Genomic DNA, 18,477 nt, shown 5'->3' on the forward strand with positions numbered 1-18,477 from the left:
TGGAACCGTCAGGGGTGCCCGGAAAGGTCAGGAGCAGGTGGCGTGGGCCGGCGGCTTGCCGCTGCGTGGTTCGGGGGCGACCAGCAGGAGCGCGAGGCCGTCGGCGCTCATGACGCCGTCGTGGGTGTACCAGTTCGCGGGCGCCTCGGGTCTGGCGCCCTGCCCGGCGGAGACGAACTCGGGCCTGACGCCGCGCTCGCGGAGCATCGCCTGGACCTGGGCGACGGTCTTGTTGACGTAGTCCACGCAGTGCAGCGGCTCGCCCGGCATGCCGATGCCGGGCGGAAGGGTGTACTTCTCGCCGGGTTGCGCCCGCCGCCCCAAGACGATTTCAGCGGATTTGTCGTAATTTATCGGCAGTTTTAGGCCGGTCGGGCAGCCGCCGAACCGCGCACAGGGGCCTGGGCCCTCGATCGTCGTGATGGGGCCGTCGCCGGAGACCGCGCGGCCGGCCCTCAAACCGTCGATGTCGTTCATCACCAGGATGCTGCGCGCCATGCTCGCGGAGGTCGGCGCGATCCGGAGCGTGATGCGCAGGCCGCGGGCCCTCAGCTCGGACTCGTAGACACGCGGATCGGCGAACAGGTCGTTCACCTTGATGACGTAGTGGTCGCCCTCCCGGTGGATGTCCAGCGCGGCGGCGGCCGGCGTCGCCTGCGCCAGGCCCACGGCCAGCACGACGGCCATCAGCGCGACCGCGGACGCCACGAAGCGGCGGCGCCGGGCACGAGGCGGAGGCGGCACCGGCAGCGTGGTGATTTCCTCCATCAGCTCGTGGGCCAGCGGCGTGATGCCCGGCCCCGGGTCGGGCGCGATGCCGGCGACCAGGCGATCGATCCTGTTCATTCACATCGCCCCTTTCACCAGCGCGACCGCGCGCGAGCCGTAGCGGGCCAGGTCGAGCCCGGACGCCTCCAGTTCCCCGGCCAGGCGTTTGCGGGCGCGGTGCAGGCGGATCCTGGCCGCGCCGCGCGAGCAGCCGAGGACGGTGGCGATCTCGGCCGAGCTCAGGCCCTCCCAGCCGGCCAGCGCGAGCACCTCGCGGTCCTCCGGGCTCAGGCGGGCGAAAGCCGCGCGTACGTCGGTGACGTCCTCCGGGCCGCTCGCCTCGGCCCACTGAGCCAGTTGGGCGCCGAGCCGTTCGACCAGTTCGCCGCGGCGCGATCGGGCCCGGTGGCCGTTGGCGACCACCTTGCGGGCCACGCCGTACAGCCACAGCCGGGCCCTTCGGCCCTCGGGCACGTCGTCGAGGCGACGCCAGGCGATGGAGAACGTCTCCGCGATGGCGTCGGCCGCGTCTTCGTGGCAGTCGGTGCGCCGCCTGATATACGCCAAAATATCGGGATACTGGGCAGCGTAAAGCTCCTCGAAACGCCGTTTGCGGTCAGGGGCGGTCACGCTGCCTTCTCTCCTCCAGGACACCTACAACCCCATACGTGTCCGGTCCCGTCAGAGTGTTTCACCCGAATTCGGCGGACATGGCCGGATGCCGGTGGTCGGTCAGGTCGCGCAGGCGCCGTACACGGGAGAACAGCAGGACCAGCGGCACCCCGGCGGCCACGACCGCGAAGAGCAGCAGCGTGACCCTGGCGCCGAGCACGCCCGCGATGCTCCCGGCGACCAGCCCGCCGACCGGGATCGCGCCCCAGGAGACGAAGCGGACCGTCGCCATGACCCGGGGCAGCAGCTCCGGCGGACTGGCGAGCTGGCGGTAGGTGCGGGTCACCACGCTGAGCACCACCACCCCGCAGGCGAAGACCGCGCTGCCGGCGGCGAAGGCGACGAACCCCGCCGCGCCGCTGCCCAGCGGCAGCACGAGCGCCCCGGCGACCGAAACGAAGCCGGCGGCGATCAGCGCGCGGGCGGTGCCGAGCCGTGCGGTGATCCGGGTGGCCAGCGCGGCGCCGGCCAGCGTGCCGAGCCCGTCGGCCGCCAGCAGGAGCCCGACCAGTCCGGGCGCGGCGTGCAGCTCGCGCACCAGGTACAGGGCGAACAGGGCGTGCTGGGCCCCGCAGACCGTGTTCGCCGCGGTGGCGGCCCACATGCACGGGCCCATCACCGGGTGGCGCGCGACGAACCGCCAGCCCTCGGCGATCATCGCGCGCATCGGGGGCCACTCGCCGGGGGCCTCGGCCCGCCGTTCCGGCAGCGTGCGCAGCAGCAGCGCGGAGACCAGATAGCCGACGGCGTCGACCAGCAGCGTGGGCACCGCGCCCAGCACCTGGACGACCAGGCCGCCCGCCGACGGGCCGCCGAGCTGCGTGACGGCGTGGGTGCCGGAGGTCAGGCTGTTGCGCGACTGCAACTGCTCCTTGCTCACGATCGAGGGCAGGAACGTCGAGTTGGCGACGTCGAAGACGACGTTGGCGAAGCTGATCACGAGCGCCACGACCACGAGCTGGGCGACGGTGAGAACCTCCCACCACCAGGCCACCGGGATCGAGACGAGCGCGGCGGCGCGGGCCAGGTCGGCGCCGATCTGCACCCGGCGCATCGGCAGCCGCTGCACGAGCACCCCGGCGGGCAGGCCGATCACGATCCACGCGACGTAGCTTGCGGCCACGATCAGGCCCATCTCGAACGCGGAGGCGCCGAGCACCGTCAGGGCGGTCAGCGGCAGCGCCACCGCGCCCACGGCGGATCCGACCGCGCTGGTGGTCCCGGCGGCCCACCAGCGCCAGAAGACGCTCGTCATCGTACTTCCTCCCGAAGTGAGTTCCATTTTGAAACGCACTATAGTGGTGGCGTGAAACGCGCCGATCTCCAGGACGCCGACTGCGGCATCGCCCAAGCTCTGGGCGTCATCGGTGACTGGTGGACGTTCCTGGTCGTGCGGGACGTGGCCGGGGGCACGACCCGCTTCGACGACCTTCAGCGCGAGCTCGGCGTCAGCCGCCGCGCCCTGGCCGAGCGCCTGGCCGGGCTGGTCGCGCACGGGGTGCTGGAGAAGCGGCCCTACTCCGAGCGCCCGCCGCGCCACGACTACGTGCTGACCCCGAAGGGCGAGGGCCTGCTGCCCGCCCTCCTCGCGCTCCAGGACTGGGGCACCCGGCACGTGATGGGCGACGGGTCGCTGACCGCCACCGGCGAGCCCGGCTCGGCCGAGCACAGCCGCGTCCACGACCTGGTCGGCCGCAGGCTGCCGGACGTCGTCCTGCCCGGCCACGACGGTGAGCCCGTCGCGGTGGGCGTTCCGGGCGGCGCCTGGAGCGTGCTCTACTTCTTCCCCGGCGCCTACGCCCCCGGCGGCCGCGACTACCCGCCCGGCTGGTCCGACATCCCCGGCGCGGCCGGCTGCACGCTCGAATCCCTCACCTACGCCTCGCGCCAGGCCGACTTCGCGGCGGCCGGAGCCGTGGTCAGGGGCGTCAGCACCCAACGGCCGGACCAGCTCGCCGCCTTCGCCGCGCACGCCAAGCTGCCCTACCCGCTGCTGTCGGACCAGGATGGCAGGCTCGCCGCGGCGCTGCTGCTGCCGAGGTTCCGGGCGGCGGGGGTCGACCGGTTCAAGCGGTTCAGCCTGCTGGCGGGGCCGGACGCGGTCGTCAGGGCGGCGCAGTTCCCGATCGCCGATCCCGCCGGGTCGGTCGAGGAGATGCTCACGCTGATCCGTGACGTCGGCTAGGCATGAAGGTGACCACGTGCGCACACGAAGGGGACCATCATGATCTTCAGGGCACTGCTTCCGGCGTTAGGGCTGGTCGTAGCCGGGCTGGCCGTCCCTCCGGCGGCCGCCGCCCGGCCGCCGCTCACTTCCGCGCCGGACGAGGCTTTCGCCAAGGCGGCGGCCGGCGCCGGTGATCCCGGCGCCCAGGCGGTCGTCGTACGCGGCGGGAAATCTTCACCGCCTACGGGGCCAAGGGCATCCCCACCGGCGTGACGCTGATGGTGGTGACCAACCGGATGTCGGCTTCAGACGTCGCAGGCACGATCTGGACCAAACTCGCGCAGGCCTACGCCTCCGCGACCCCCTGACACCCCACCCAGCCACCCGACATCGCCACAACCGCGCCGCAGCTGAGAGCCGAGGCAGCGGGATCACACCGGCCTTCCGGCACCTCCTTGCCCCCCAACCAGGCCCGCCCCTCCTAGAGCAGCGCCTGCCTCGGGGCCCCAAGGCAGGCGGGTGCGGAGCTGGGCATCCCGGCGCCGGGCGTCCCCGCGGGGCCGGAGCGCGCTGCGGGCACCCGCCGTGCGCGACGCCAGGTGCTCTGGGCCGCGAGGTCCCAGGCGGGCCCGTATCGCGGGCGCCAGGCGCCCCGGACGGGGGCGCGCGGCGTGTGGAGCCGGGGGTGCGGGTGCCGGGCGGGTTGGAGTGTTTCCCGGGCGGGGTTACTTGGTGATGAAGGTCAGGAGTGCCTGGTTGACCTCGGTGGCGTGGGTCCAGAGGAGGCCGTGGGGGGCGCCCTCGATCTCGACGTAGTCCGCCTCCGGGAACGCCTGGTGGAAGGGGCGGCCGGTGGAGTCGATCGGCAGGATGTTGTCCTTGGTGCCGTGCAGGATCAGCGCCGGCTTGCCGGCGGCGCGGACGGCCGCGACGTCCGCGCGGAAGTCCTCGATCCACGACGGGACCACCGCGTAGGCGGCGACCGGGGCGGAGGTGGTGGCGGTGTTCCAGTTGGCGGTGACGACCTCCTGGCTGACGCGGGTGCCGAGGTTCTCGTCGAGGTTGTAGAAGTCCTTGTAGAACTGGGTGAACCAGGCGTACCGGTCGGCTCGGGCCGCTTCGACGATGCCGTCGAACACCTTCTGGGGTACGCCGGCCGGGTTGTCGGGGGCTGCCACCAGGAACGGCTCCACCGAGGCGAGGAAGGCGAGCTTGGCGACGCGCTCGTGGCCGTGGTTCTTGACGTAGCGGGCCAGTTCGCCGGTGCCCATGGAGAAGCCGACGAGGATGACCTCGCGCAGGTCGAGCGTCTCCAGCAGCGTGTTCAGGTCGGCGGCGAAGGTGTCGTAGTCGTAGCCGGCGCCGACCTTGCTGGACTGCCCGAAGCCGCGGCGGTCGTAGGTGACGACCCGGTAGCCGGCGGCCAGGAGCTCGCGGGACTGGCGCTCCCAGCTGTGGCCGTCGAGCGGGTAGCCGTGGATGAGGACGACGGGCTGACCTGAGCCCTGGTCCTCGTAGTAGAGCTCGATGTCGGTGCTGTTCTCTGTTCCGACCTTGATGTGGCCCATGATCTTTCCTCCCGTTTTCCAGGGGAGAACGAGCGTTCTCCATCCCGATACGACTACAGTAGAGAACGTTCGTTCTCCGTGCAACCGTGGAGTGCTCATGACCAACGAGGAGGCGGTGCGCGCCCGCGTCGTGTCCACCGCGGACCGGCTGTTCTACGCCCAGGGTGTCCAGGCCGTCGGCATGGACGCGGTCCGCACCGCGTCGGGCGTGTCGCTCAAGCGCATCTACGCGCTCTTCCCCTCCAAGGACGACCTGGTCCTGGACGTGCTCCGGCACCGCACCGCCCAGTGGGACACCGGCCTGGCCAAGGCCGTCGCCGCCGCCACCACGCCGCGTGACAGGGTGCTGGCCGTCTTCGACTTCCTGGCCGAGTGGTTCCGGGAGGACGACTTCCGCGGCTGCGCGTTCGTCAACTTCTTCGGCGAGCTGGGGGGCGGCAACACGCGGGTGGCCGAGGCCGTACGCGAGCAGAAGACCTCTTTCCAGCGCCGGCTCGCCGGCCTGGTCGGCGAGGCGGGCCTGCCCGCCCACCTCGCCCCGCAACTGGCGCTGCTGGCCGAGGGTGCGCAGACCACGGCCGCCATCACCCGCGAGCCCGGCACGGCCGCGCACGCCCGCGCCGCCGCCGAGGCCCTCATCAGGAGCTAGACGGCCGAAGAGGAAGGGGAACGGGCCCGCGGCGGGCGAGGCGTGAAGGCGCGCGATTCACGCCACGGCGAACGCCGGGGCCAGCGTCTCGGCCACCGACTCCACCGGCGGCAGCACGCCCTCGGCCAACCCGCCGAGCAGGTACCGGTGCAGTGCCCGCTGGTGCCCGGCCCCGATCAGCAGCAGCGCGCCGGCCGCCGCGTCCAGCGACTCCCGCACCCGCCCGGCCCGCTGCTCGGCCCGCAGCAGCTCGGCCACCGGCTTGAGCGCGAGGTGGGGGCCCACCTCCGCCTGCCGTTCGACGAGCAGCTCGCGCAGTTTGAGGTCGGACTGCAGCGCGCCCAGGATCGGCATGATCCGCAGGTAGAACCGCTCGAGGCCGCCGATGACCGCGGCGAGGTCGGCGGTCAGGTCGCCGCTGCGCCTGGTACGGCCCAGCACCACGGTGGCGTCGGCGAAGACCGGCAGGTGCAGGCCGATGACGGCCTGCAGCAGCCCGAGGCGGTTGCCGAAGTGGTAAAAGACGCTCGACTCCACCACGCCCGCCCGGCGGGCGACCTCCTTGGTCGACAACGCCAGCCCCGCCTCGCCGAGCACCTCCTCGGTCGCCTTCAGCACCGCCTCGCGCACGCCGGTGGAAGGGCGCCCGCGCCTGGATTCCGTCATCGCCGCTCCCGACTTATTGAGCAATCACTCAGAAAAGAGTAGCTTTATTGAGTAATCACTCAGAAATTGGGAGACCTCGTGAGCATCGACACGCGCAAGGACACCGTCAGACGCCTCTACCAGGCGCTGGAGCGCGGCGACGTCGACGTCGCCGACGAGCTGTTCACCCCCGACTTCGTCACCACCGAAGGCGAGCACCAGCACATCACCGGGCCGCAGGGCTTCAAGGAGGCCATCCGCGAGGTGCACGCCACCCACGCCGACCCCAGGTTCGAGATCCTCGACATCCTCGGCGAGGGCGACCAGGTCGCCGTGCGCTGGCGCATGACCGCCACCCACAGCGGCGAGCTGCTCGGCGTCCCCCCGACGGGACGCCAGGTGTCGATGGAGGCGTTCGCGCTGTTCCGCTTCGCCGGCGAGCGCATCAGCGAACGCCACGCCGTCATCGACCGCCTCGGCCTGCTCACCCAGTTGCGGGCCGGGTGACGCCTGAGGCGGAATCGACACGTTGATACAAGCCAGGCCCGCTCCCGCGCCCCATCCTGAGGCGGTGTTCCAGCAAGCCGCCGACACCCCCCGCGGAGCCACGCCATGCGCTTGTGGAAATCGTTGTCATGCGTCTTACTCATGGTCGCCGCCGCCCTGGTCGCGGCGCCGCTGACGGCCACACCGGCCCTCGCCGACGCCGGCCCGTTCCCGGCGAGCGTCGCGATCGACGGCCGGGGCAGCATGAACCCCGCCGACCGGGTCAAGACCGACGCCTACCTCGCCGGCGCCCCCATCATGATCGTCTGCCAGGACTCCGGTCCCGCCGCCGGCGGCAGCACCGTCTGGGACTACACCTCCGACCGCTACTGGGTCCCCGACGCGTACGTCAGGACCGGCGTGACCGGCTTCCTGCCCGGCGTCCCCCGCTGCCTGAGCCTGGGCATCGACGGCCACGCCGCCCAGGGCTCACCGCACGGCCCCTACCTGGTCAAGGTCGACGTCGACGGCCGGGGCAGCGCGGATCCGGCCGACCGGGTACGCGTCGACGCGTACATGCGCGACAGCCAGATCTTCGTCAAGTGCCAGGACCACGGCCTGCCCGCGGGCGGCAGCACACTGTGGGACTACACCTCCGACGGCTACTGGGTGCCCGACGCCTACGTCAGCACCGGCACCACCGGCTGGATCCCCGGCATGCCCTCGTGCTCCTCACTCGGCATCCCCGGCGGCGTGGCGACCAACCCGGGCGGCGGCCGCCAGTTCATGGTCCGCACGACCCTCAACGGCTACCACGCCAAGAGCCTGTCGGCCACCCGCGAGGAGGACCGATACCTCGAAGGCAGCTACGTCACCATCCTGTGCCAGGCCTACGGCGAGACCAACTACGGCGGCTCGGCCGTCTGGGACCGCACCAGCGACGGCCTGTGGATCGCCGACTACTACGTCAGGACCGGCTCCACCGGCCTCGTCATGAACCGCTGCGACGCCGACCCGCCGAGCAGCGGCGGCGGCAACCGCTACCTGGTGCGCACCACGCTCAACGGCTACCATGCCAAAAGCCTGTCGGCCACCCGGGACGAGGACAGGTACCCGGGCGGCAGCTACGTCACGATCGTCTGCCAGGCCTACGGCGAGTTCAACTACGGCGGCTCGGCCGTCTGGGACCGCACCGGCGACGGCCGCTGGATCCCCGACTACTACGTCAAAACCGGCTCCACCGGCATCGTCATGAACCGCTGCGACGACGACCCCATGCCCACCGGCGGAGAGGGCAACCCGGTCACCCCCGCGCACCCGCCCACCGGCAGCGTCGGCGCCGGCGACCTGCGCGACCGCATCGTCAAAGCCGCCTACAGCCAGCTCGGCACCGCCGAATGGGGCGACAACTGCAACCCCTACGGCGTGAACGGCAGCGTCAAGTGCGGCTGGGCCTGGTGCAGCATGTTCGCGAGCTGGACCTGGCGGCAGGCCGGCATCGACGTCTTCCTGCCCTACAGCGGATCCTTCTACTCCTGGGGCCGCAGCCGCGGCACCCTGCGCACGCTGGGCGGGATCCGGCCGGGCGACGTCGTCCTGTACGGCGCGAGCTCCGGGGACAGCTCCCACGTCGGGGTGGTCGTGGACGTCGACGGCCTGGGCAACATCACCACCATCGAGGGCAACCGGGCCGACGCCGTACGCAAGATCGGCCCGTTCTCCCCCAACCTCGCCAGCCCGGGCGGCTACTCCAGGCCCATCTACGCCGTCGTCTCCCCCGTCGCCGACACCTCCACCCGATGGGAGCAGATCGCGAGCGTCCCGCACGGCGACCCGGGCACCATGACCTGCTCGCCGTCACTGCCCGGCAACGCCGCCACGCCCGAGTACAAGACCTGCCTGGAGTACAGCCCCGGCGGGCAGGACGTGCGCGCGGTCGCCGTCGTCCGCTCCCAGTCCGAGGCGAGCGTGGTCCGCGCCCACCTCACGCTGAAGATCCCCGACCTGCCCGCCGCCTCCACCGGCCTGCAGGTACGCTGCGAGTCGGCGCTGGCCGGATACACCACCCGCAAGTGCGTCACCCCCTGGCGCTGGCGCGGAATCGGCGCCGTGGTCGCCGACGTGCGCTACGACCTGAGCGGCAGCACCTTCTTCCGCAGCGTGGGCGACCTGAAGTTCCGCGGCTGGCGGCAGGAGGACTCCAAACGCTGGTGCGGGCCGGCGGCGCTGCAGGCCGTACTCGCGACGATGGGCGCCGACCCCGTGCCCTCCCAGCGAGAGCTCGCCGACGCCACCAACAACACCGTCGTCGGCTCGCCGCCGTGGGACGTGGCCGGATATCCGGTACGCCTGTCGGGCTACGACTACGTCGACAACATGCTCATCAACACCGACGACGACCCGGTGAGCGTCGCCCGGATGTGGTCCAGGATCCGCACCTTCATCGACAAGGGCCAGCCGTCCATCGTGGTCGCCAAGTCGGTGAACCTGCCCTGGATCCTGGGCGACGGGCCCGCGCTGGAGCGGCACTACGTCGTCATCCACGGCTACGCCACCATGTCCGGACCCGACGGCGAGACGTTCCAGCTACGGGTGTGGGACCCGCAGACCGCCCGCTTCCACTACGCCACCGTCCCCCAGCTCATGACCGCCGCCCGCAGCGCCGTGCTGCCGGCCAAGTCGCACTTCATCACACCCAGGTCCTAGGCCGGCCGGTAGTCCTGGACGAGGAGCCCGAGCAGCACCTCGTCCAGGAACTCCCCCATCACCCACGCGGAGGACCGCAGCACGCCCTCGCGCACGAACCCGTTGCGCTCGGCGGCGCGCAGCATCGCGGCGTTGTCGGCCAGCGTCTCGATCTGCAGCCGCCGCAGCCCGCGCACGACGAACCCGTAGTGGCACAGCACCGCGACCACGTCACTGCCGTAGCCCATGCCGCGCGCCGCGGGCAGCAGCCCCAGCCCGATGTGCGCGCAGCGGTTGTGGTTGTCGATGCCCCACAGCGTCGCCGTGCCGACCAGCGTGCCGCCCGCCAGCTCCACCACCGAGAACGGCACGTGCCCGTGCGCCGTGTCGTCCACCACCAGCCGCGGATCCTTCGAGCCCGGCGTGATCGGCCGCCACGGCCCGCTCTCGGCCCGCGAGGAGTTGACCACGTCGTCGTAGAGCTCGCGCAGCAGAACCGGAACGTCATCGTCGTGCCGGGCCCTGAGCCCGACCTTGTCACCTCTCAGCACCCATGCTTCCTATATGACCCGGCCGCCCCACGCCAACTCAGAACTTGCCGAACGCCCAGGTGGCCGGACGGTACGGCTGCGCGTCGGCGAAATGGCGCAGCGCGACCGCCTGCGCCTGCTCGACTGGGACGAGCGCCTGGGTGTAGTAGAGCCGCTTGAGCGTCTCCTCGTCGGCGCCGAGCGCCTGCAGCACCGACCGGTACTCCTGCGGGCTGAGCCGGCCGTCCTCGTCCCGGTCGGCGGCGGTGACCAGGGCCCGCACCCAGGGCTCGGCCGCCTTCTGGAAACCGGGGGCGGCACGCGCGTACTCCTCCTGCCGGATCTCACCGTCCGCGTCCCCGCCGGCGTCGGCCGCCACGCCGCTCCAGAAGCTCGCGGCCGCGCCGTCCAGAGCCCGGCCCAGCCGCGAGCTCGCCGGCAGGCCGAACGCGCGCAGCGCCCGCCCGGTCACCACCTCGACGTCGGCGCGGGTGATGACACCGTCCCGGTCGAGGTCGAAACTGGCCAGGCGCGAGTGCACCTTGCGCCGCAAGAAGTCACTGTCCATGTGCGAGCCCCCCTTGAACTGCGTGAACGTGCCCTACGGCCCTGCCCGCGACCGGGTAAAGCGACGCCCCCGCCCAAGGACAGGGCCGCCCACCGGCCTCACCGTCGCAGAAGCGCTTCGGCTCCTTGCCGGTGAACGTGCGTCGCGGTGGCTCGAAGCGCAGGCCCGCCCGCGCGAACTCACGTGCCCAGAACCGCTGCGTGAATCCAGCCTTCCGATACGACCGAACTCGACCGGCGCCCGGCGCGTATCCGGTCATGAGTGCTCCCGAAGGGATCGACCATGACAGGTGCCCGCACCGCGCTGATCGCGCTCGCCGCCCTCTGCCTGGCCGGCGGCTGCGGCCAGGCCCAGGGGGCGCCCATCGCCTCCGGCGCCGGATACAACGCCGCCGACCTGGCCTTCTCCCAGCAGATGATCCCCCACCACCTGCAGACCATCCAGGTGGCGGAACTGGCGGAGAAGAAGTCAGGCGACACCTACGTCCGGCGGGTCGCCCGCGACCTCATCAAGAAGGAGCGCGCCGACATCGAGCTGATGTCCTCCTGGCTGCGCTCCTGGGGTACGGCCGTGCCCTCCACCCCGCCCGCCGCCGGCCACGCCATGCCCGGCATGCTCTCCCCGGTGCAGGTCACCGAGCTGAAGCGGCGCCGCGGGGCCGAGTTCGACACGCTGTGGACCACGCTGCTGGCCACCCACCTGGGCAGCGGCGTACGGATGGCCGAGACCGTCACCGCCAAGGGCGTCCACGTGCCCACCACCACCCTGGCCCGCTCCCTGATCCCCGACCAGCGCGCCCTGATCGCCGAACTCGGCCGGCGCGCCACCGGCTGACCCCCCGGGCCGCCGGCACGCCGCGCCGGACGCGGCAGGCGCGCGCGGCCGCGTCATCCCGGGGCGGCAACGCCGGGACGCCCGTCCAGTGCCCTGCGATGTAGCACCGGGGCACACGGCCTGTGCCCCGGGATGTAGCGGCCGGACCCACGACCTGTACCCACCGGCGTAGCGGCCGGGAGCGCGGCCTGTGCCCGGCGGCGTAGCGGCGGGCACCCCGCAGGGCCGATGCGGGGCGCGGCGGGCGCGGGGACAGTGTCGGTATGAGTCTTGACGTCGCGCTCCTGGGCCCGATGGAGGTACGGCTGGGCCCCACCCCGATCCGCCTCACCCCCCGCCGCCTCCGAGCCCTGCTGGCCGTCTTGGCGGTCTCCGCCGGTGACACGGTCACCTTCGAGCGCCTGGCCCTGGGGTTGTGGAGCGAGAACCCGCCGGCCAACGCGCGGCGCAGCGTCCAGACGTACGTCACCAGACTCCGCCGAGTCCTCGGCCGGGCGGCGATCGCCACGATGCCGGACGGCTACCGCCTGCAGGCCGACCCCGAACGCGTCGACGTGCTGCGCTTTCGCCGCCTGCTGGCCGAGGCGGCCCGCCTGCGCGGCACCGCCGCCGAGGCCGCCCTGGTGGAGGAGGCCGGCGGGCTGTGGCGCGGCACGCCGTTCGACGGCATCGACTCGGACTGGCTGCGCGCCCACGTCGCCCCGCCCCTGCAGGAGCTGCACCTGAGCGCGGCCGAACGGCGCGCCGACCTGCTCCTGGCCCGGGGCCGCCACGGCGAACTGGTCCCCGACCTGCTCGAACTGACCACCCGCAACCCGCTGCGCGAACCACTGTGGGAACGACTGCTCATCGCCCTCGGCCGGTCAGGACGGCAGGCCGAGGCTCTGGCCCAGTACGAACGGCTGCGGCGGCGGCTGGCCGAGGAACTGGGCATCGACCCCGGCCCCGGGCTGCGCCGCCTCCACGCGAGCCTGCTGCGCGACGAGCCACCCCCGTGAAAGGGGGCGGCGGCGGTCAGCGCGGCGCGTTCAGCAACCGCAGGGCCGTCGCGAACAGCTCCGGAGGACAGCGCTCCGGCGCCACGAGCGTGAGCAGCCGCATCCCGATGTCGAGAGACTTCAGGACCGCATCGGCCTGATCGTAAGGCAGATCGGCCAGCCCGCCGCCCTCACGCGCCAGCGGATGGCGGCCCTCCCCGGAGGCCGGGAACAGCAGCGTGAGCAGTTCCTCCCGCACCGCCGGATGCCGCGTGGCGTGGATCATCAGCTCCACCGTCATCTGCGCGAAGGTGTCCTGGTCGCCGCCACGCGCCCGTTCCGCCCAGAAGCGGGCGTACTCCTCCCCCAGCTCGCCCGCCTCCCGCCCGGAGTGAAGCAGCCGCTCGGCCTGCGCCCGCGCCTCCTGCGCCAGGCGGTGCCGCATGACCGCCAGCAGCAGGTCCTCCTTGCCGTCGAAGTTGGAGTAGACCGCGCCCTTGGTCAGACCGGCCGCCGCCGCGACCTCCTCCACCGAGCTGCCCTGGATGCCGCGCTCGGCGAACACCTTCTCCGCCGCCTCCAGCAGCCTGAGCCGGTTGCGCTCGCGCTGCTCCTGCCGGGTGAGCCGATCCGTCACCGCACTCGCACCCCTTCCCCGCTGTTGACATTCTCCAGAGTATACGAATACTGATCGGTATCCAGATACTCATCGGTATTTGAAGGACGCCCATGACCACCCGCCGCACCCTCCTCAAAACCGCCGTCGCCGCCGCCCTGACCACCACCGCCACAGCACCCAAAACCCTCGACCAGGCCGACGAACTCTTCGCCACCGGCGACTTCACCACCGCCGACACCCTCTACCGCAAAGTCCTCGGCGCCGACCCCGACCACGTCCACGCCCTCGCCCAGCACGCCTACCTCACCCTCCTGACCGGCCACCTCCCCCGCGCCCGCCGCCTGCTCAAGCAGGTCCTCCACCTCGACCCCCGCCACACCCGAGCCCGCCTCAACCTCGCCGACGCCCTCTGGCGCGCCGACCGCTTCACCGAACTCGCCGCCCTCCTGCCCACCATCCCCCAAGACGGCCCCACCGCCACCGCCGCCCAGCTCAAAAGCTTCGGCCGACGCCGGCCGTACGAGATCTCCGGACCCCCGACCACCACCGTGCCCTTCGCGGCCACCGACCCCCTGCCCATGATCGAAGCCTCACTCAACGGCGCCCCACCCGAACTGTTCTTCCTCGACACCGGCGCCCTGTTCGCCCTCAACCAGGACTACGCCGACCACCTCGCCATCCCCACCTACGGCCACACCACCGGCAAGACCATGTACGGCGAGCACCAAGCCCACCAGGGCCGCATCGACCAGCTCACCCTCACCGGCGGACTCACCATCGCCCACCTGCCCGTCCACACCATCCCCGACCAGATCCGCCTCACCGCCCCCGACGGCAGAACCACCCAGGGCGCCATCGGCACCAGCGTCCTGGCCCGCTTCCTGCCCACCCTCGACTACCCCAGCCAGGCACTCATCCTGCGCAGAAACCGCCGCGCCACCCTCCACGCCCGCCACAGCGCCCCCCTGTGGTGGGTCGGCGACCACTACCTGCTCTCCCGCGGCACCGTCAACGACCTCGACCCCATGATCTTCTTCGTCGACACCGGCGGCGGCGACATCGGCTTCACCGCACCCACCTCCACCCTCACCGCCGCCGGCGTCGACATCCCCACCGGCGACGGCTACCACCCCGTCACCCTGAGCGAGGTGACCCTCGGCTCAGCCGGACAACACGACGTCTCCGGCCTCACCGGCGCCTTCCCCACCTGGTTCGAGCACCAATACGGCTTCCGCATCGGCGGCCTGCCCACCCACCGCTTCTTCCAGCCCTACGCCCTCACCCTCGACTTCACCCGCGGCCGAATCCTCATGGACCCCGCCGTCCCCCCGGAGCCCCGCCGTTCGTCGTGATAGGTACGGTGAACCGATCGGGAGGTTGCGATGCAGTACGCCCTGGTGATCTACGCCGAGCCCGGCCTGGCCGAAGCGTTGTCCGAAACCGAACGCGAAGCCATGTACGCCGAATACTTCGCCCTCGGCGACGACCCCCGCTACCTCGGCGGCGCACAACTCCAACCGGTCGAAACCGCCACCACCATCCGCATCACAGGCGGCAGAACCCTCATGACCGACGGCCCCTTCGCCGACACCAAAGAAGCACTCGGCGGCTTCTGCCTGATCGAAGCCGCCAACCTCGACGAGGCAATCGCCCTGGCCGCCCGCGTGCCCGCCGCCCGACTCGGCGGCGTCATCGAGATCAGGCCGGTGGTCCGGTCCTGACCGCGCTCGAAGACGTCTTCCGCGAGGAATGGGGCCGCGTCCTCGCCTCCCTGGTCGGCTACCTCGGCGACTTCGACCGCGCCGAGGACGCCGCCCAGGAGGCCTTCGCCATCGCCGCCCGCCGCTGGCCCGACACCGGCCAGCCCGCCAACCCCGGCGCATGGCTGGTCACCACCGCACGCAACCGCGCCATCGACCGCATCCGCAGAGAACGCACCCTCGCCGAGAAGATCCACCTGCTGCCCGTACCCGAGAACGTCATGGACGAGCTGGACGAAACCGTGATCAAGGACGAACGGCTCGAACTCATCTTCACCTGCTGCCACCCCGCACTCCCCCTCGACGGCCAGGTCGCCCTCACCCTGCGCACCCTCGGCGGCCTCCACACCGCCGACATCGCCCGCGCCTTCCTGGTCCCCGAGGAGACCATGAAGAAACGGCTCTCCCGCGCCAAGAACAAGATCAAAGCCACCGGCATCCCCTTCGCCGTCCCCGGCGCCGACCTGCTCCCCGAACGCCTCGACGCCGTCCTGGCCGTCCTCTACCTGATCTTCAACGAGGACTACAGCGGCCGCGTCGACCTCGGGCAGGACGCGATCCGGCTGGCCCGCGTGCTGGCCGTACTCATGCCACAGGAACCCGAGACCCACGGCCTGCTCGCACTCATGCTCATCCACCACGCCCGCCGCCGCGCCCGCTACTCCGGCCAGGACCTCGTCCTGCTCGACGACCAGGACCGCACCCTCTGGGACACCACCCAGATCGCCACCGGCCACACCGTCCTCGACCGCGCCCTCCTGCTCGGCGGACGCGGGCCGTACGTCATCCAGGCCGTCATCGCCTCCCTCCAGACACACCAGCGCGTCGACTGGCCCCAGATAGCCCGCCTCTACGAACGGCTCGCCCACCTCACCGGCTCCCCCGTCGTCGAACTCAACCGCGCCGCCGCCCTCGCCCAGGCCGGCGACCCCGCCACCGCCCTGCGCACCGTCGACCACCTCCCCCTGGACGACTACCTCTACTACCACTCCACCCGCGGCGAACTGCTGCGCCGCATGGGCCGCCCCACCGAGGCCAGACAGGCATACGGCCGCGCCCTCGACCTGGCCACCTCCACCGCGGAACGCCGCTTCCTCACCCGCCGCCTCGAACAACTCTGACCCCAAGCGTCCCCGCGACCCACCCTCGTTCGTCGCCTACACAAAACCAACGAGGGGATCTCCCAATGTCCAACATCGCCGTCTCCCAGCGCCTGAACGACGCCGTCCGAACCCGCGACCTCGACCTCATCGCCAAAACCGCCAAGGAAGTCATCCACCCGCAGGCCCGCTTCCACACACCCATCCCCACCGACGCGCCCGCCGCCCAGGTCGTCACCAACGCGTGGACCATGCTGCTGCGCGCCTTCCCCGACATCGAGGTCACCGTCGAGGACGTCATCGAGCAGGGCGACAAGGCCGTCTACCGCAACACGGTCACCGGAACCCACCTAGGCGAATACCGCGGCATCGCCCCCACCGGCAACCCGGTCACCTACCAGGAGATCTTCATCGTCCGCTACGCCGACGGCCTCATCGCCGAAATCTGGGGCATCACCGACGTCCACGCCCAACTCCGCCAGATAGGCGCCCTCCCCGCCTGACGACCTCAAACCCAGCCCGCCCCCCGCAGCACCTCCATCGCCACCTCAGCCACCGGGCGATCGTCCGTCACCACCACGAAGTCGGCGGCATCGCCCGTGGCCGGCGTCCCGGCCAGCTCAACCGCCCGCCGCGCCAGCGCCTCCCCCGCGGCCCCCGCCTCCCGCCGCGCCACCCTGTCACGCAACGTCCCCGCCTCGGCCGCGAGCCGGCACACCACGATCTCCGCACCGGGTACGGCGGCGCGATACCCGTCCAGCTTTGCCCGCGACTCCACCACCCGCGCCACGACCAGCCGCCCGATCCCGGCCGCCGCGTAGTTCCGCCACACGGCCGCCAGGTTGCGCAGCGCCATCCGGTCGTTGAACGGATCACCCTCCCCGAACGGCCAGCACAGGCCCAGGTTGTCCAGATCGACGACGGCATGCGCGACGTCCCGGGCGAGCAGCAGATCGAAGATCTCGCCCGCCACCGTCGTCTTGCCGACGCCCACCGGACCGCTGATGACCAACACCGGAACACCCATCGCATGATCATGTCATCGGCGATGGTTTGTGATTGTGGGTCAGATTTGGAGGACCTTGTATAACCCGACGCCTTTACAAAGTAGATCAGGTATCCGGGTTGGGGGTGACGAGGGCGTCCGGGATGTGGTCGCGGGCCAGGGCCGCGTGGATCTCGCAGGCCGGGTCGGCGGCGGCCATGCCCGGGAGCGAGACCAGCATCCGGTGCCGGCCGCCGGGATCGCAGGGCAGGTCGGCGCCGAGTTCCGCGGACCACTTCTCCCCCGCCGCCCCCCGCAGCAGCTCGCACACCGAGCCGAAGCGGGTGGCGTGGTCGGCGGCGGCCCTGGCACTGCTCAGCGCCTCGCCCAGGTCGTCCAGGTGCCTGCGGGCGGCCGGGTGCAGCAGGCGGTCCCGGTCGGCGGCCAGCTCCGCGACCTCGCGCCGCAGCTCCGCCACCGCCTCCAGCAGCTCCATCAGGTAGAGCCCCGCCTCGCCCTCGCGCTCGATCAGCTCGTAGGCGTCCGCGCGCCGCTGGCACGGGTCGGCCGCGCGGGCGACCGGGCCGATCTCCCCGGGTACGGCGAGCTTGCGCGACTGCAGCGTCAGCACCGGCGTGAACAGTAGCGGCGCCTGCCCCTCCGCGTCCGGTTCGCCGGTGGCGATGCGGTCGCCCGGACCCGCCAGCTCCCCCGCCTCGTTGAGCGGCAGGTGGTCGGTCCTGGCCACCACCGCCCAGTCGCGCGGCGCGCGCGGGTCGTGGCCGGGCTCGATCTCGTCGACGTCGAGCATGACCGGCGTGCCGTCGGAGAAGCCGTCGGCGAGGGCGGCCAGCTCGCCGGTGGTTGCGACGATGCGGCGCCGGCCGTACTCCATGCTGGGTCTCCTCTTCGTGGCCAAGCGGTGCTGGTCGGCCAGCGTAGCGCCGCCCGGCCGCGCGCCTGACCTCACCGTCCCGCGTACGCGGCCAGCCCTTCGGCCATGCCCTTCATGAACTTCGTCAGGTACCGGCGCCAGAAGGGGCCGGAGAAGGGCAGTTTGGGCACGAAGACGGCCGACCAGGTGATGTCCGTGCCGCCCCGGGCCGAGGGGGCGAGGTCGACGGTGCCGCGGTAGGCGCGGAAGGGGCCGCCGAGGTTTTCGTAGACGAACCGGCGGTCCTCCTCCAGCGCGACGACGCGCTCGCGTGCCACGTGACTGCCGGTGCGGAAGATCCGGGTGTCGCCGACCTTCTGCGGCTCGCCGGGATCGCCGCCGCCCTCGATCTGAGCCTCGCCGATCGGTGACCACAGCGGCCAGGTGCCCGCGCGGATGAGCGCCGCGTAGACGGCGGCGGGCTCGGCCGGGGAATGCGCGGTCACGGAGTAGGAGTGGGGCATGGGTGTTCGTCTCCAGGCGGTCGTCGTCAGAAGCGGGCATGGCGGAAGGCGGCTCTGAGCTCGGAG

Annotated in this window: 21 protein-coding genes; 10 read left to right on the plus strand and 11 right to left on the minus strand. The window is 71.9% G+C overall.

The features are described from left to right. Nucleotides 1–27 precede the first annotated feature (27 nt). The 3 genes from ACIBEJ_RS07265 to ACIBEJ_RS07275 form a co-directional block, all read right to left on the minus strand. The gene (locus ACIBEJ_RS07265) at nt 28–846 is read right to left on the minus strand and encodes a hypothetical protein (RefSeq protein ID WP_397181730.1); all 819 of its coding nucleotides are present in this window, start codon (nt 844–846) and stop codon (nt 28–30) included. Then, complete coding sequence (locus tag ACIBEJ_RS07270; protein WP_397181731.1) at nt 847–1,398, minus strand: RNA polymerase sigma factor; 552 nt, start codon at nt 1,396–1,398, stop codon at nt 847–849. A 61-nt stretch (nt 1,399–1,459) separates the two neighbouring features. Continuing rightward, entirely contained in the window at nt 1,460–2,695 is a 1,236-nt protein-coding gene (locus tag ACIBEJ_RS07275; protein WP_397181732.1) for an MFS transporter, read from the minus strand. A gap of 51 nt (nt 2,696–2,746) precedes the next feature. Here ACIBEJ_RS07275 and ACIBEJ_RS07280 point away from each other — a divergent pair, with 51 nt between their 5' ends. Then, a complete protein-coding gene (locus ACIBEJ_RS07280; protein ID WP_397181733.1) occupies nt 2,747–3,625 on the plus strand; it encodes a winged helix-turn-helix transcriptional regulator in 879 nt (292 codons plus the stop codon). Between the two features lie 707 nt (nt 3,626–4,332). On the opposite strand, the gene ACIBEJ_RS07285 is transcribed toward ACIBEJ_RS07280, so the two are convergent. After that, entirely contained in the window at nt 4,333–5,175 is an 843-nt protein-coding gene (locus ACIBEJ_RS07285; RefSeq protein ID WP_397181734.1) for an alpha/beta fold hydrolase, read from the minus strand. Nucleotides 5,176–5,272: 97 nt separating this feature from the next. Between ACIBEJ_RS07285 and ACIBEJ_RS07290 the strand changes: the two genes are divergently transcribed. Beyond that, complete coding sequence (locus tag ACIBEJ_RS07290) at nt 5,273–5,824, plus strand: TetR/AcrR family transcriptional regulator (RefSeq protein WP_397181735.1); 552 nt, start codon at nt 5,273–5,275, stop codon at nt 5,822–5,824. A 57-nt stretch (nt 5,825–5,881) separates the two neighbouring features. On the opposite strand, the gene ACIBEJ_RS07295 is transcribed toward ACIBEJ_RS07290, so the two are convergent. Beyond that, entirely contained in the window at nt 5,882–6,490 is a 609-nt protein-coding gene (locus tag ACIBEJ_RS07295) for a TetR/AcrR family transcriptional regulator (protein ID WP_397181736.1), read from the minus strand. A gap of 78 nt (nt 6,491–6,568) precedes the next feature. On the opposite strand from ACIBEJ_RS07295, the gene ACIBEJ_RS07300 reads away from it, so the two are divergent. Then, nucleotides 6,569–6,976 (plus strand): ester cyclase, encoded by a 408-nt coding sequence (locus tag ACIBEJ_RS07300; RefSeq protein ID WP_397181737.1) that lies wholly within the window; start codon nt 6,569–6,571, stop codon nt 6,974–6,976. A gap of 105 nt (nt 6,977–7,081) precedes the next feature. Then, entirely contained in the window at nt 7,082–9,661 is a 2,580-nt protein-coding gene (locus ACIBEJ_RS07305) for a CHAP domain-containing protein (RefSeq protein WP_397181738.1), read from the plus strand. On the opposite strand, the gene ACIBEJ_RS07310 is transcribed toward ACIBEJ_RS07305, so the two are convergent. After that, entirely contained in the window at nt 9,658–10,191 is a 534-nt protein-coding gene (locus ACIBEJ_RS07310; RefSeq protein WP_397181739.1) for a GNAT family N-acetyltransferase, read from the minus strand. The genes ACIBEJ_RS07305 and ACIBEJ_RS07310 overlap by 4 nt on opposite strands. 37 nt (nt 10,192–10,228) lie before the next feature. Next, nucleotides 10,229–10,738 (minus strand): EF-hand domain-containing protein, encoded by a 510-nt coding sequence (locus tag ACIBEJ_RS07315; RefSeq protein WP_397181740.1) that lies wholly within the window; start codon nt 10,736–10,738, stop codon nt 10,229–10,231. Nucleotides 10,739–11,020: 282 nt separating this feature from the next. Between ACIBEJ_RS07315 and ACIBEJ_RS07320 the strand changes: the two genes are divergently transcribed. Continuing rightward, entirely contained in the window at nt 11,021–11,572 is a 552-nt protein-coding gene (locus tag ACIBEJ_RS07320; protein ID WP_397181741.1) for a DUF305 domain-containing protein, read from the plus strand. A 263-nt stretch (nt 11,573–11,835) separates the two neighbouring features. After that, complete coding sequence (locus tag ACIBEJ_RS07325) at nt 11,836–12,570, plus strand: BTAD domain-containing putative transcriptional regulator (RefSeq protein ID WP_397181742.1); 735 nt, start codon at nt 11,836–11,838, stop codon at nt 12,568–12,570. 16 nt (nt 12,571–12,586) lie between these two features. Here ACIBEJ_RS07325 and ACIBEJ_RS07330 read toward each other — a convergent pair whose 3' ends face one another. After that, nucleotides 12,587–13,186: a TetR/AcrR family transcriptional regulator gene (locus ACIBEJ_RS07330; RefSeq protein ID WP_397181743.1), complete on the minus strand. Its 600-nt coding sequence runs from the start codon at nt 13,184–13,186 to the stop codon at nt 12,587–12,589. Between the two features lie 92 nt (nt 13,187–13,278). Here ACIBEJ_RS07330 and ACIBEJ_RS07335 point away from each other — a divergent pair, with 92 nt between their 5' ends. The 4 genes from ACIBEJ_RS07335 (at nt 13,279) to ACIBEJ_RS07350 (ending at nt 16,531) form a co-directional block, all read left to right on the plus strand. Further along, nucleotides 13,279–14,520, plus strand: a complete 1,242-nt coding sequence (locus tag ACIBEJ_RS07335) for a tetratricopeptide repeat protein (RefSeq protein ID WP_397181744.1) — start codon at nt 13,279–13,281, stop codon at nt 14,518–14,520. Between the two features lie 30 nt (nt 14,521–14,550). Next, entirely contained in the window at nt 14,551–14,889 is a 339-nt protein-coding gene (locus ACIBEJ_RS07340) for a YciI family protein (RefSeq protein ID WP_397182001.1), read from the plus strand. Continuing rightward, nucleotides 14,886–16,049 (plus strand): RNA polymerase sigma factor, encoded by a 1,164-nt coding sequence (locus tag ACIBEJ_RS07345; protein WP_397182002.1) that lies wholly within the window; start codon nt 14,886–14,888, stop codon nt 16,047–16,049. Before ACIBEJ_RS07340 ends, ACIBEJ_RS07345 begins: the two co-directional genes overlap by 4 nt. A gap of 65 nt (nt 16,050–16,114) precedes the next feature. Further along, on the plus strand, nt 16,115–16,531 hold the full coding sequence (locus ACIBEJ_RS07350; RefSeq protein WP_397181745.1) for an ester cyclase: 417 nt from the start codon (nt 16,115–16,117) through the stop codon (nt 16,529–16,531). Nucleotides 16,532–16,536: 5 nt separating this feature from the next. Here the strand turns inward: ACIBEJ_RS07350 and ACIBEJ_RS07355 are convergent, their stop codons facing one another. The 3 genes from ACIBEJ_RS07355 to ACIBEJ_RS07365 all read right to left on the minus strand — a co-directional run bounded on the left by ACIBEJ_RS07355 (nt 16,537) and on the right by ACIBEJ_RS07365 (nt 18,393). Then, a complete protein-coding gene (locus ACIBEJ_RS07355; RefSeq protein ID WP_397181746.1) occupies nt 16,537–17,055 on the minus strand; it encodes a hypothetical protein in 519 nt (172 codons plus the stop codon). Nucleotides 17,056–17,140: 85 nt separating this feature from the next. Beyond that, entirely contained in the window at nt 17,141–17,908 is a 768-nt protein-coding gene (locus ACIBEJ_RS07360) for a hypothetical protein (RefSeq protein WP_397181747.1), read from the minus strand. 71 nt (nt 17,909–17,979) lie between these two features. Beyond that, nucleotides 17,980–18,393 carry an SRPBCC family protein gene (locus ACIBEJ_RS07365; protein WP_397181748.1) on the minus strand — a complete coding sequence of 138 codons (414 nt, stop codon included), beginning with the start codon at nt 18,391–18,393 and terminating at the stop codon, nt 17,980–17,982. Between the last annotated feature and the right edge of the window lie 84 nt (nt 18,394–18,477).

Origin of the sequence: Nonomuraea sp. NPDC050790, from assembly GCF_044456745.1 — a bacterium.
Lineage (GTDB): Bacteria > Actinomycetota > Actinomycetes > Streptosporangiales > Streptosporangiaceae > Nonomuraea.

Coding starts and splice junctions, on each gene's coding strand:
- ACIBEJ_RS07315 (WP_397181740.1), bottom strand. CDS start 10,738: ATGGACAGTGACTTCTTGCGGCGCAAGGTGCACTCGCGCCTGGCCAGT.
- ACIBEJ_RS07295 (WP_397181736.1), bottom strand. CDS start 6,490: ATGACGGAATCCAGGCGCGGGCGCCCTTCCACCGGCGTGCGCGAGGCG.
- ACIBEJ_RS07320 (WP_397181741.1), top strand. CDS start 11,021: ATGACAGGTGCCCGCACCGCGCTGATCGCGCTCGCCGCCCTCTGCCTG.
- ACIBEJ_RS07285 (WP_397181734.1), bottom strand. CDS start 5,175: ATGGGCCACATCAAGGTCGGAACAGAGAACAGCACCGACATCGAGCTC.
- ACIBEJ_RS07290 (WP_397181735.1), top strand. CDS start 5,273: ATGACCAACGAGGAGGCGGTGCGCGCCCGCGTCGTGTCCACCGCGGAC.
- ACIBEJ_RS07275 (WP_397181732.1), bottom strand. CDS start 2,695: ATGACGAGCGTCTTCTGGCGCTGGTGGGCCGCCGGGACCACCAGCGCG.
- ACIBEJ_RS07355 (WP_397181746.1), bottom strand. CDS start 17,055: ATGGGTGTTCCGGTGTTGGTCATCAGCGGTCCGGTGGGCGTCGGCAAG.
- ACIBEJ_RS07265 (WP_397181730.1), bottom strand. CDS start 846: ATGAACAGGATCGATCGCCTGGTCGCCGGCATCGCGCCCGACCCGGGG.
- ACIBEJ_RS07325 (WP_397181742.1), top strand. CDS start 11,836: ATGAGTCTTGACGTCGCGCTCCTGGGCCCGATGGAGGTACGGCTGGGC.
- ACIBEJ_RS07350 (WP_397181745.1), top strand. CDS start 16,115: ATGTCCAACATCGCCGTCTCCCAGCGCCTGAACGACGCCGTCCGAACC.
- ACIBEJ_RS07305 (WP_397181738.1), top strand. CDS start 7,082: ATGCGCTTGTGGAAATCGTTGTCATGCGTCTTACTCATGGTCGCCGCC.
- ACIBEJ_RS07335 (WP_397181744.1), top strand. CDS start 13,279: ATGACCACCCGCCGCACCCTCCTCAAAACCGCCGTCGCCGCCGCCCTG.
- ACIBEJ_RS07360 (WP_397181747.1), bottom strand. CDS start 17,908: ATGGAGTACGGCCGGCGCCGCATCGTCGCAACCACCGGCGAGCTGGCC.
- ACIBEJ_RS07340 (WP_397182001.1), top strand. CDS start 14,551: ATGCAGTACGCCCTGGTGATCTACGCCGAGCCCGGCCTGGCCGAAGCG.